Genomic DNA, 12,333 nt, shown 5'->3' on the forward strand with positions numbered 1-12,333 from the left:
CGCTCCATTTTTACGGCAAATCCGGCGGCTGCCGCATCAGCCCATATGAATGTGTTCAGCATCGATCTTGGTGACGGCGTCGGCGGTGATCATGAGGTTCCGGCCGTGGAGGCGGGCATAATCGGCGGCCTGGTAATCCAGCTGGCCGACCCTGGCGTGCTCCGTTTGCGTCACTTTGCGCAGCCACCGGTGGCTGATATGCACCAGGGTGCGCCATACCGATTCCAGCCGCTTGCCGACGATGCAGCCGACATCCACCCGGGCCGACAACGACTTGCCCTGGTAGCGCATCCGCCCGATACGGCATTCCCCGCGATCGGCGCCGATATCCAGCGCCGGGGCGCGCAACGCCAGCCGTTCGGCGCCATGCAGGCTTAACTCGCCCCGGGCGACGATATGCAGGTCGCCGGCAACCGTCAGGGACCAGGGCGACAGCGTGTCCGCGCGATCCAGCACCGCCAGCAGCCACAGCTGCGCCCGGTTGCCGGCAACCAGCACCGTATCGCCCGGCTGCGGCGCCAGCAGGCAGCTGGCGGCCCGGCGGCACTGCCAGCCGCGCTGTTCATGGCGCACGATATAGCAGCCGTCCGGCAGCAGGTTGACCACCCGGCCTACGGCCTGGCCGGGCGGCGATGCAATCTGGTCGCGCAATGCCTGTTGGTTCATCATAAGGTGTCTCAAATAAGGGATGGCTAAGGGTCCGGGGTCACATCTGGCCGCCGGTGGCTCCACTCTTCGGCGGCATGGAGCGCTGCATCCGCCTCCAGCAGCCCCTTGCGGCTGGAAAACAGCGCCGCCGTTTGCCGGGCGCGGTGCATGCTGGTGCGCATAAAGCGCGCGTGCCGCAGGTCGGCGTCCTGGAGATCGGCCTCGCGAAAATCCGCATACGCCAGGTTGCAGCCGGTAAATCGGCATTGTCCGGCCGCGGCGCGATGCAGCAGGGCCTGCTCCAGGCTGGCGTGGGAAAAATCCGCCTGTCGCAGGTCGGCGCCGATAAACTGCCCCTGGTCAAAATGGCCGCGGCGGCATTGCGCCCGCGCCAGGCTGCTGTCGATAAACAGCGCCTGGCCGCACCGGGCGTGATTGAAACGCGCCATGCCCAGCGAGGCGCCTTTAAAACAGCTGCGGGTCAGCGTGCCGTGGCTGAAATCGACGTTATCCATGGCATTACCGGTAAACTGGCAGGCGATAAAGGTCTGGCGGCGATAGTCGTTATGGCGGTGGTCGCATTCGGCAAAGATAACGCGGTCGAATTGGCTCTGGCTGAACGTGGTGGCGGTAAGGTCGATGCCGAACAATGTGGTCAGGACCGCCCGGCATTGATGCAGCCGGGCCTGGAGCAGCGGCGTTTTAAACAGTGTCACCTGCTCCAGCGAGCAGGTATCAAAGGTCGCGCCGGTCAGCGGGCACTCCAGGAACTGGGTTAATGTCAGGCCGCTGGCGCCAAATCGGCTGCCCATCAGCCGGCAATGATTAAATACTGTGCCGGTAATATCGCACCCGCTGAAATCGGCCGCGGGCAGCGCGCAGTGGTTAAACCGGCAGTCCTTGATATTCCCGCCGCAAAAGCGGGCCCGTTCCAGCCGGCAATGATCAAACAGCGTGTCTTCCAGCTGGCGCCGGCGTAAGTCCACCCCGGTGAAATCCACGTTGCTGAATACCGCGCCGCGCAGCCGTACGCCGGCAAGCTGTTCCTCGCCCAGCGTCACCGAGTCGACCGCTTCCCCCCGGTCGATGCGGTGCTGTAATTCCCGCGCGGTGAGGTGAGTCATGACGAAGGCTCCTGCGCGCGCGGCAGGGTTTTGCATTGGTGCGTATAGGCGCCCTGCAGGCGGGTATGGCGGTCGATGGTCGCTAACGACAGATCGGCGCGAAACAGGTTGGCGGCGCGCAGGTCGGCGCCGGCGAGCCGGGATTTTTGCAACAGGGCGCCGATCAGGTCGGCGCGGGTCAGCGAGGCGTGGCTGAGGTCGGCGCGGATAAACAGGCAGCCGCCGGCGTTGATACCGTCCAGGCGCGCGCGCGTAAGCACGGCGCCGCTAAAGTCACAACTTTGCGCCTCGACCTGTGAAAAATCCGCCCGGTCCAGCGGCGTTTGCCGGAAGTTGCAGCTTGTTAGCCGGGCGCGCCGGAATGCCGCGCCTCCGGCATGGGTGCCGCCGGTAAAAACACAGCTGTCCAGGGCGGCCTCCTGAAACCGGATCTCATCCAACGCCAGGGTGATAAACGAGCAGCCGGACAACCGCGCGGCGTTAAAACAAGCCGCGTCCAGACGGCCCTGGTTGAACGTCACCTTTTCCAGGCGGCAATGGCTGAAATCCGGCGCCGTGGCGTCGGCATCAAGAAACGTGCAGTTCGTCAGGGCGGCATGGCTGAAGCGGCAGCGGTGGATGGCGGTGTGGTAAAACAGCAGCCCGCTGAGCTGCGCCCGCTCAAAACAACAGTCTGCAAACGCCGCCCGGGTCACTGTCGTCCCGGACAGCTGCGCCCCGGTGAACAGCGTGTTGTGACAGCGGGCGCCGGTCAGGCAGGCTTCGGCAAGGCGCGCGTCGCGCAGCGAAGCGCCGGTCAACGAGGCGTGGGCCAGCATGGCGTCGCTGAGATCGGCGCCGTCCAGCAGGCAGTTATCCAGCCTGGCGCTTTCCAGCAGGGCCCGCTGCAGATTAACGCCGCGTAGATCCAGGCCGCGCAGATCGGCGCCGGTCAAATCCATGTCGCCGAGATCGCGCGTTTGCGCCAGCAGGGCCTGAAGGCGAGGGCGGCACTCCGCCGCCGCCTGCGGGGCCGCAGGGCGGGCAGCGGCGGCCAGCCGGTACATCTGGTGCAGGGCCAGGCGGGCTTCAGGCGTATCAATAGACGGCCCGGCGCCGGCGCTGTCCTCAGCCTCCCGCCGCAGCGCCGCCAGCATCCGGTGGTAGTGCGCCGGCCCGGCGCCGTCCACGGCATCCGTCATATCGGCGCCCAGGGCCGCGGCTTTTTCCAGCGCCCGTTGTTGCAGCGCCGCCGCCTGTCGTTCCACCCGCGCCATATACCGCGGCAGCTCGCCGGGCAGCGGCCCCGGCTCCTGCGCGCGGGCCACCAGGTTACCGGCGCTATCTCCTGCGTCCGTATCGCCGTCGCCTGCGCCCGTGTCGCCGTCGCGCAGGCTTATCCGCGCGTCAGCGGCGCCTTGGTGCCGGCCGGGGCTCCGGTCAGCCGGGGTTGCCTGCCCGGGTAAGGTCGTATGAACGCCGCTGTCCGGCAGGGGCTGTCCGCGCTTTTCCCGCAGGTCCGCTTCCCGGCGGGCCAGATTGGCCGCCAGCGGGCTTTCCGGCGGCCGGGGGGCGGTATCCAGCCATGGGCCGATCAGGCTTTCCGTGACCAAATCCTGTTCACACAGGGCATGGGCGGCGGCGGTAGCCTTTCGGCTGCGGGCCTGGAGAACGTCCCGGTAATGCGCCAGGGGCCGGCTCTCCCGTGCCGCTTCAAGGGCGACCAGCATATTGTCGACGTCCAGCGCATCGTCTTCCTGGATCCCGCAGCTGCCCTGCCAAATCAGTACCATCTGTTCCACATGAGGAAAAAACCACAAGGTGGTGGCGCGCAGGGTGATTTCTTCCAGCGCCGGCGGCGCGCAAGCGTGATGATCGTCGGGAACGGCGGCGCGCGTGATAAAACACCGGGCGCGCCAGTCGGGCAGCACGCCCTGCTGCAGCGGTTGCTCCGGGTGCATATTCCAGATACGCCAGGGCGCGCCCAGCGGTAATGACGGCGACCGCGGCCACCACTGATCGCGTCCGGCCCGGTTAAATACATGCCAGTCGATATCGCGGGCGAACCCGGGGTACTCCTGCTCCAGCCAGCGGCGGTCGTAGCTTTTGCCGATACGGCTGAACTGCTCCGGCAGGCAAAAGTCCAGCGGGCCGAAACAGTCGGGTTTTATCCTGCGACGCGATGCGCCATAACCCGCCTCCGGTTCGATATGGGCCAGCGGATGGCATATGACGCCGTTACGCTCTACGGGGTGCGCGCCCAGGCCACGCGGGTTGCGGGCATCGTTTTCGCCGCCGAAGGCGTTTTGCCAGTCCAGGCGCAGCCGTGCAAACGGCAGCGCCTCGGTGGGGCGTCCGCTGACCCAGAAACGTTCCCCGAACACCATCAGGCTCTTTTCCAGCGCGTCCACCTGGATTTTAACCATACAGGCATTATTTTGCCGCTGATGGCGAGTATAGGCATAACCGGTGGCCAGGAATTCCGCGCAGGCTTTGGGAATGGCCAGGTCCAGCAAACCGCCGTCGCCGGCCAGTTCCCGCGCCGCCAGTTGCCACAGCTCCGGTTCGGGACGCAGCCGTGGCGCGGGCCCCATGTCAGCCAGGGCCAGCACGGACACGCCTAACTGGTTTTGGCCCAGCCAGCGCCAGGGGCGGTGCAGCACGCCCAGACGCAGGGGTTTGATGATGTTCATGGCGGCCGGCTCAGATAAAAAGGGTGATGGCGCTGGTGTGCAGGCTCAGCAGCGTGGTGCGGATATCCAACTGCCCCTGGCTGATATTGACGCCCACCGTTTCGACCCGCACCGCGGTCGTGGCCAGGTTCAGCCGGGTGCTGGACGTCAATACCTCATCGGTGGTTACCGCCATTTTTGTCATGGCAACGCGCATGTTATAGATGCTTTCCGCCGCGCCGGCGACGTGAAGCATATTGCCGGCATGGGTTTCGCTGCTTCCCTTGATTTTCAGCACCCGTTTTTTGGCTGTCACCTGAATCTCATTGCCGCCGTCAATGCTGATATCGCCGCCGGCGCACACGGCCAGATCCCTGTCAACCTGCTCATCCAGCCTGCCGTGGATATGGCGGCGCGCGTCGCCCTTTATCTCCACGTGCCGATTGCCGGCGATGGATTGCCGATCCACGCCATTGATGGTGGTATCCACCCCTTTGGCATATTCCACCCGGGTGGGATCCGGGCGCTGGTATTGCCGCTCGGCCCGGCGGCGATCCGCCAGCTCCTGCGCGGTGGCGGGCCGGGCCTGCGCCAGGGCGGCCTGGGCCGGCCCTGGCGCATCCGCCGCCAGCACGCCGGGATAGCGCGTCCGGCCGAACACGATTTTATTGCCGGCGTCAAACATCAGATCATTCAGGGCATGGTGGCTGATAGTATCACCGGCATGCTGGGTCAGGCTGCCGCTGACAATCTGCGCCGCGTGCCCGGTCACCTGCCGGTATTCGCCGCCGGTAACGGCGTCTGCCCTGCCGCCGGCGGTAATCAGGCTGGTTTTGCCCAAGTGGAAGGTCTGTATATCGGGTTTAAATTTGAAGGTGGCGCAGGGACCTTGGTGGATAAAGCGGCTCTGGCCTTTTATCTCCTGCGCCAGATCGCCGTCGACGCTGATGCGTTGGTCATGTTCCACCGAGAGGGTCATATCCCGCTCGGCATGCAGGTTAAAGGACTCGCGTCCCGGCGCGTCCTCCATAAACCAGTAGCTGGCGTTGCCCGTGCCGCCATCCCTGCTGCGGCTCATAAATCCCATGCGGGCGGCGGCGGCCGGCAGTTCCCAGGGCGGCAGGGCGTCTTCGTTGTAGACCCGTCCGGTAATAATGGGACGATCGGGATCGCCGTTGATAAAATCCACGATCACCTCTTCGCCCACCCGCGGCACCTGTACGCCGCCATATTTCCACCCGGCCCAATGGCTGGATACCCGCACCCAGCAGGAATCGGTGTCGTCGCCCGCGCCGTGCCGGTCCCAGCGGAATTTTAGCTTTACGCGGCCATATTTATCGGTCCAAATGCTGTTGCCGGGCGGACCGGCCACCTCGGCGGTTTGCGGCCCCTGGGTTTTAGGCCAGGGGGTGGCGCGGGGCGGACGCCAGGTGACCTGGGCCGGTATAACGGTAAAAGCCACGCTGAACTCAGCCATGGCGGCGCCGGGTGCGGATTGAGCATCTGCGGCATGCCAGCGGTTATCCTGGATGCTGTAATCGACGCCGGTGACCAGATAAGATTGCTCATCCTGCGGGCGCGGACAGTGTTGAATCCGGAAAGTGTAGCCGGGCGCCATGCCGCGCGCCGTTGCCAGTCCCGAGACGCGGCATTGCCGGGAGGCCAGCTCCTGCTGGCGGATTTGCGCCAGGAACTCCCCATGCCCATGATCGGCATACCCCCCCGGCCAGTCGTAGATTTCGCTTTTGTTGGCGGCAAACGAGGCGCGGTTTTGGCACGTTTGCCCCAGATGGGCGCGCGGCTGCCGAAAGTCATAATCGTCCATGCTGCACAACCGGGGGGTGATTTCATGGGACAATGTCCAGCGGTGAATGGCTTCGCGGTGTGCGTTAAGACCGGCGCCCGGCTGCCGGTAAACCAGATCCTCGTAGCCGGGGAAAGGCTGGTGCGCCTGGGGGGCGTCGGCCAGCACCAGCGTATGGCCCCGATCATGGTGGCGGAAAAAATAATAAATGCCCTCATGCTCCATCAGACGGCTCAGGAAATCGAAGGTGCTTTCGCGATATTGCACGATGTAGGGGTAGCGATGATAGGCGCTGGTCAGCCGATTTTCACAGTCAATATTATAGTCGGCCAGGACATGGGTAATAATATCCGGCAGGGTTTTCTCCTGCCAGACGCGGCAATCGCGATTTTGCGTCAGATACCACAGGGCGGGATGCAGGGTGAAGGTATACAGCTTATATTTTTCATGCAGCAGATCGTAGCCGTTGAAATCAATGCGGGTGATATGGCCATGCAAAAAACGGCGCTCGCCATTAATGAGCTTTATTTCAATGGTGATATCCTTTCCTAATAATGCATTCATATCTAAATCGTTATGAGTGCTAAGAAATTCCGCGTTGAACCGGTATAAGGCCGAAAAGGATTCCCGGCCGGTCAGCCGTTTAAATATCAGCTCACTTTCGGCGTTGCCGCTTAACGGCGTATGAACATTAATCCAGTCGGGCATGCTGTTCCCCAATACGCGAGATCGTCGGTAATAAGCCGAATTATTTTTTACAACGTCTCTATTTTATTCTGCTAACTATTGGCTTTATAAGACTATTGCCATCATAGGCGGCGAATGAAGATGAAACATCAGGTAATTCCCTGACATCCTTCCTGAATTTTTGTCTAACGGTATTCCACCAATCCCAACCGGAACGACCAATGCACCAGGTCAATGGCTTTATGCACGTCAAGTTTACGCATAATATTCAAACGATGGGTCTCGACTGTTTTAGGGCTGATGGATAAGTTACCGGCGATGGCGTGGTTGCCCGCGCCCTCGGCGATTTGCTTTAATACCTGGCGCTCCCTCAGCGTCAGGGACAAAGGGTGATGGCCGCTTTCGTTCATCAGCTGGAACACGCGAAAATGATCCAGCGCCGGATCAAGGTAACGCTTGCGGTTAAAAACGTACTGCAGCGCGGTCAGCAGGCAATGCTGCGGGCTGCTTTTCAGCACAAAGCCCAGGGCGCCCAGGCGCAGCACCCCGGCGGCATAATGCTCTCCCCGCCTGGAGGTAAGCACGATAATGCGCAGGGCGGGCCAGCGCTTAAGCAATTGCGCGATCACATCCTGCCCATCCATGCCGGGCAATCCCAAATCCAATATCACGATATCCGGGTGGGTCTCGCCGCACAGGCGATAGACCTCAAGTCCATTGTCCACCTGGCCCGCTATCTGGTAACGCGGATAGGGGGTAAGCAATGCTTTAATGCCGTTGATGATCAGTTCATGATCGTCAACCAGCACCAGTTTTATGTTCATAAAACGATTCCCTGGAAAATACATGAAGAGTATTTATTGGCATATTGTTGAAATAAAAAACGCACAGAACCGCCGGCCGCTACTATTATCGCGGACAGCGCTAAAGACAATAACGGATACAGGCTTAAAAGCTGGCAATTACACATTCGGGAAATGATTTTAAATAAAATATTCTACGTTATCATCTGGATAATGAAACGCCACGAGCATAATGGAACCCTGAAATAAATCAAGGACGAGACAGGAAAAAATAAGGCTATATTCAGCATATTTCAATGCGGTTTAGGCGCTGTGCTTAATTAGCGCTTCCTGTTAAAGAAATGGCCGAAGCGAACGTTCATGGTTGCGGCGCGTTACTCATTCATCCCACCGTGATGGGCAACCCGCCTGAAAGTGATCTTCTTCAAGTATTTGATGTCTGTCCGGTGGTTTTGATGGCCGGCAGCGGTTACGGGGCATATATTTTCACCCGTTGTCATTTTAAAAAAACGGAGTACGTCATGAAATTATTGCGCTATGGCCCGCCCGGCGAGGAACGCCCAGGCATTCTGGATAACGAGGGACGCATACGGAGCCTGGCCGGTCATATCGCCGATATCGGCGGGGACGCCCTGCTGCCCGCCGCGCTCGCCACATTACGCGCCCTGGATATCGCCCAGCTGCCGCTGGTGGCCGGCCAGCCCAGGCTGGGGCCCTGCGTCGGCCAGGTAGGCAAGTTTGTCTGTATCGGCCTCAACTACGCCGACCATGCGGCGGAAACCGGGGCGGCCATTCCCACCGAGCCTATCGTGTTTAATAAATGGGTCAGCGCCATCAACGGCCCCAATGACGATGTGCAGATTCCCCGCCAGTCCCGTAAGACCGATTGGGAAGTGGAGCTGGGCGTGGTCATCGGCCAGGGCGGGCGTTACATCGACGAGGGGGAAGCCATGGACCATGTGGCCGGTTATTGCGTGGTGAATGATATTTCCGAGCGGGAGTGGCAAATAGAACGCGGCGGCACCTGGGATAAAGGAAAAGGCTGCGATACCTTCGGTCCCATTGGCCCCTGGCTGGTCACGGCGGATGAAATAGCCGACCCGCAGGCGCTGAACCTTTGGCTGGAGGTGGACGGCACGCGTTACCAGAATGGGAATACCGCCACCATGATTTTTGGCGTCAGGCATATTATCAGCTACCTGAGCCATTTTATGAGCCTGCGGCCCGGGGATATTATCGCCACCGGCACGCCGCCGGGAGTGGGTATGGGACATAAGCCGGAAGCCATTTTCCTGCGCGCCGGGCAGACCCTGCGTTTGGGCGTAGAGGGCCTGGGCGAGCAGCTTGCGCGCACGGTCTCGGCCTGATCGCGGGATGGCAGGGGCCTCTCTCTGGCGGGGCGGCCCCGCTTGCCCCAGGCCGGATTTTGGGCCGCGGGGCGCGCGGCATTGTTTTGCCGCAATGCTTTTACTTTATTTTTTTCACCGTTTTCTGGGCGGATGGATTAACGCGGTTAATGAATTAAGTTTCACCGCCGGTGTCTGAATAAGTTAAGGTCAGAGGAAATTACGATACCTGCCTCTCCCCGGGCTGTTTAAACGTGCCGGTCCGTGCTAGGTTGTCTTTTTTCTGTAAAATAAAACGGCTAGTATTATTCGGTTCTATTTTTCTTTTGACGCTTGGTGAACGGCCGGAAAAGCCTGTTTTTTTTATAATTGAATATCTTTTAATGCACCCATGCGGCGAGAGTCAGTGTCCTCGTTAAGCTCATCGTAGTAAGTAATAACCCAGGTTATTACCTATGCCGAATTATTGACGCCGTCCCGTGCTGCGGAACCATCCCTATGATCCAACGTTGGCTATTGCCGTTAAGTTATATGCACCCCAGGTATTGGTTACTTTGGCTGGGGCTTGGCCTGTTGTTTTTATTAGTGCAGCTGCCTTATCCGCTGCTACTGCGCCTGGGCGGGGGTATGGGGTTGTTATCCATGCGCTTTTTAAAAAGGCGCGTTGCCATCGCCAAACGTAATCTTGAGCTCAGTTTCCCTACTCTCGAGCCGGAACAAATCAAAATAAAATTGGCCGATAACTTTTCTTCCCTGGGCATGGGCCTGATGGAAACCGGAATGGCGTGGTTTTGGTCCGACCAGCGTATAAAAAAATGGTTCGATGTGGTCGGCCTGGAAAACCTGGATTCCCCCATAGGGGAGAAAAATGGGGTTATCGTTATCGGCGTGCATTTTATGACGCTGGAGCTGCATTTTCGTATTTTAGGCCACTGCAAACCCATGACCGTCATGTATCGTCCCCATAACAGCAAAATTATGGAACTGGTGCAGAAGTGGGGCCGTTCCCGCTCGGGGAATTCCCTGGTCAGCCGTAAAAAACTGGTTTGCATGGTACACACGTTAAAACGCGGCGGCGTGGTCTGGTTTGCCCCGGATCAGGATAACGGCCCGAAGGGCAGCGTATTTGTGCCGTTTTTCGGCGTCAATCAAACCGCTACCACCAACGGCACCTTTACCATCGCCAAGCTGGCCCGGCCGAAGCTGGTCAGCGCCGTGGTCATCCGCAAACCCGACCGCCTGGGCTACCAGTTAATTATTTCGCCGGAGCTGCAAAACTACCCTTACGACGACAGCCTGGCGGCCGCCAACTATGTCAACCGGGTGATAGAGACTGAAATCATGAAAGCCCCCGGCCAATATCTATGGCTGCACCGGCGGTTTAAAACCCGGCCGCTGGGGGAGAAGTCATTATATATTTAGCGCGGGCGGCGTTGCGTATACTCTAGGGGTATATGTCTCGATATAGAGACATATAACCATTTGAATTAAATATAAATAATTATTTCAGCCTATTTGTGTCTCTCACAGGTAACAGGTTCCGCCGGCGGCGTCCGCGCAATAAGCGCGGCCTGTCTGTTATCGTCTGTCCGGCAGGCGGCAATGATTTGCACGGCGATGGCGGGGTAAAGTCCGGCGAAATCAATTTAAGTTATTGTTTATCAATATGTTGATATTGTTATTCGCAGCCATAATGCGGAAGGAATGAGGCCGGCCGTACCCTTATTGATGCGCTTCCGCCGCGGGTAAAAAAATATCCCGCGGCAAAACCCGTCCTGGCACGCAAACTGCACTACTTTTGTTGTAGATGCTCATTCCACCCTCATATGTTCGCGTTTACGCCTCATAAACCCCGGAATGACGCAGAGCCAAACTTGTGGCGCCTATTGTCCAGCTCCATGATGAGTCCCTCATCAGAACCTTCGGACAAAACGTTGAGTGAGGCGCCAAACTGTTGTCTTATGACCTGACCTTGTTAAACACTTGCCGTGATGGCAAGTGTTTTTTTTAATCCAAACCGGGGCGGGTTACCTAGGGCAAAGGTTTCAGCGCCGGGTCTGGCTGCGGGACGGGCTGCGCCTGCTGTGGGGCTTGCAGCGATAGGTTGATGGATTCCTGGCGCATTTGCGTGGCCTCTTCCGGCAGACGCAGGCGATCGAGCACATCGGCCAGCCAGGCGTAGTCATGGGCGTCCGGACGCTGGGCAAGCGCGGCGCGGAACGCGTCGGCGGCGGCCTGCCATTCGCCGCGCTTCATCAAGAGCTGACCCATGGTGCTGTTAAGCAATGGGGACGCGCCCTGCTGCTTGATCTGCTGGCGCAGGACTTTTTCCAGCTGCTCCGGATCGCCGGTTTTCAGGCGCGGCACCAGCAACAGCAGCTGTTCGTTGTAATGGTCCTTCAATCCCTTGACGATAATAGCCTGGGCGGTTTCATGATCGTTGCAGACGATCAGATGTTCCGCCAGCGCGATCTGTAGTTGGGGATCGTTGCGGGTGCGGCGGCTTTGATTGCGCCACCAGCTATTCAGGCCCTCGCTGCCCTCGTTCTCCATGATCTGGTCCATCAATCCGCTGTAGGCCTGGTGCTCCAGCGACTGGATTTTACTCTCTTCATAGACCCGCACTTTGCGCATGGCCGGCAGGATATCCAGCAGCGCCTGCCAGGCGCGGGTACGGATAAACGCCTGCTCGGCGAGGCGCAGCACCTCCGGATGACGCGGAGCGATCTCCAGCAAACGGTCGGCGCCGTGACGGGCGGCATGGTTTTCATTGCGCGCCAGCTGGATGCGCACCCGGGTGATATCCACCGGCAGCTGATCGTTATCCGCCGCCTCCATGGCCCGCTCCAGATGCTGGTTGGCGCGAATATCGTCGCCCCGTTGCTGCGCCGCCTCGGCGGCCAGCAGGTAATTGACCACTGGCTGATCGGCGTGGTCGGCGTTGCGGGTCAGCAATTTTTCCACCTGCCGGTAATCGCCTTCCGCCAGTTTCATCAGCGCGGCTTTGGTATGTTTGCGGGCGCGGTGGTTTTTACGCACCAGGAACCAGCGGCGGGTACGCGCGCCGGTACGGAAAACGCGCCGCAACACCCACTCCACGATAAACAGCGCCACCAGCGCCACAATCAGGATAATCACCAGACCGGTCACACTGGTCTCGATATTGTAATTATCGGTCTGGATCAGTACATAACCCTGATGGCCGGCGATAATCGGCCCGATCACAATCCCGGCAATCAGCAGGATGAACAGCAACAATACGCGTAGCAT

The 12,333-nt window shown here is 59.8% G+C and carries 8 protein-coding genes; 2 read left to right on the plus strand and 6 right to left on the minus strand.

Translation table 11 applies throughout. The annotated features are described in order from the left end of the window. Positions 1 to 36 precede the first annotated feature (36 nt). The 5 genes from ACL2XF_RS22505 to ACL2XF_RS22525 all read right to left on the minus strand — a co-directional run bounded on the left by ACL2XF_RS22505 (position 37) and on the right by ACL2XF_RS22525 (position 7,738). Entirely contained in the window at positions 37 to 669 is a 633-nt protein-coding gene (locus tag ACL2XF_RS22505) for a DUF3540 domain-containing protein (RefSeq protein WP_410013167.1), read from the minus strand. Between the two features lie 23 nt (positions 670 to 692). Further along, the gene (locus ACL2XF_RS22510; RefSeq protein ID WP_410013168.1) at positions 693 to 1,772 is read right to left on the minus strand and encodes a pentapeptide repeat-containing protein; all 1,080 of its coding nucleotides are present in this window, start codon (positions 1,770 to 1,772) and stop codon (positions 693 to 695) included. After that, a complete protein-coding gene (locus ACL2XF_RS22515) occupies positions 1,769 to 4,444 on the minus strand; it encodes a DUF2169 domain-containing protein (RefSeq protein WP_413727572.1) in 2,676 nt (891 codons plus the stop codon). Before ACL2XF_RS22515 ends, ACL2XF_RS22510 begins: the two co-directional genes overlap by 4 nt. A gap of 10 nt (positions 4,445 to 4,454) precedes the next feature. Beyond that, positions 4,455 to 6,935 (minus strand): type VI secretion system Vgr family protein, encoded by a 2,481-nt coding sequence (locus tag ACL2XF_RS22520; protein ID WP_413727573.1) that lies wholly within the window; start codon positions 6,933 to 6,935, stop codon positions 4,455 to 4,457. 164 nt (positions 6,936 to 7,099) lie between these two features. Continuing rightward, on the minus strand, positions 7,100 to 7,738 hold the full coding sequence (locus ACL2XF_RS22525) for a two component system response regulator (protein WP_410013171.1): 639 nt from the start codon (positions 7,736 to 7,738) through the stop codon (positions 7,100 to 7,102). A 500-nt stretch (positions 7,739 to 8,238) separates the two neighbouring features. Between ACL2XF_RS22525 and ACL2XF_RS22530 the strand changes: the two genes are divergently transcribed. Both ACL2XF_RS22530 and lpxL read left to right on the plus strand, forming a co-directional pair. Continuing rightward, the gene (locus ACL2XF_RS22530) at positions 8,239 to 9,084 is read left to right on the plus strand and encodes a fumarylacetoacetate hydrolase family protein (protein WP_413727574.1); all 846 of its coding nucleotides are present in this window, start codon (positions 8,239 to 8,241) and stop codon (positions 9,082 to 9,084) included. 477 nt (positions 9,085 to 9,561) lie between these two features. Further along, positions 9,562 to 10,485, plus strand: a complete 924-nt coding sequence (gene lpxL, locus ACL2XF_RS22535; RefSeq protein ID WP_410013173.1) for an LpxL/LpxP family Kdo(2)-lipid IV(A) lauroyl/palmitoleoyl acyltransferase — start codon at positions 9,562 to 9,564, stop codon at positions 10,483 to 10,485. Positions 10,486 to 11,094: 609 nt separating this feature from the next. On the opposite strand, the gene hemY is transcribed toward lpxL, so the two are convergent. Next, positions 11,095 to 12,333, minus strand: a complete 1,239-nt coding sequence (hemY, locus tag ACL2XF_RS22540) for a protoheme IX biogenesis protein HemY (protein ID WP_410013174.1) — start codon at positions 12,331 to 12,333, stop codon at positions 11,095 to 11,097.

It is taken from the genome of Sodalis sp. RH19, from assembly GCF_047324215.1.
GTDB lineage: Bacteria > Pseudomonadota > Gammaproteobacteria > Enterobacterales > Enterobacteriaceae > Acerihabitans.

Bases quoted from the DNA above. Each gene is read 5' to 3' on its own strand.
- ACL2XF_RS22510 (WP_410013168.1), bottom strand. From the start codon at position 1,772: ATGACTCACCTCACCGCGCGGGAATTACAGCACCGCATCGACCGGGGG.
- hemY (WP_410013174.1), bottom strand. From the start codon at position 12,333: ATGCTACGCGTATTGTTGCTGTTCATCCTGCTGATTGCCGGGATTGTG.
- ACL2XF_RS22525 (WP_410013171.1), bottom strand. From the start codon at position 7,738: ATGAACATAAAACTGGTGCTGGTTGACGATCATGAACTGATCATCAAC.
- lpxL (WP_410013173.1), top strand. From the start codon at position 9,562: ATGATCCAACGTTGGCTATTGCCGTTAAGTTATATGCACCCCAGGTAT.
- ACL2XF_RS22515 (WP_413727572.1), bottom strand. From the start codon at position 4,444: ATGAACATCATCAAACCCCTGCGTCTGGGCGTGCTGCACCGCCCCTGG.
- ACL2XF_RS22505 (WP_410013167.1), bottom strand. From the start codon at position 669: ATGATGAACCAACAGGCATTGCGCGACCAGATTGCATCGCCGCCCGGC.
- ACL2XF_RS22520 (WP_413727573.1), bottom strand. From the start codon at position 6,935: ATGCCCGACTGGATTAATGTTCATACGCCGTTAAGCGGCAACGCCGAA.
- ACL2XF_RS22530 (WP_413727574.1), top strand. From the start codon at position 8,239: ATGAAATTATTGCGCTATGGCCCGCCCGGCGAGGAACGCCCAGGCATT.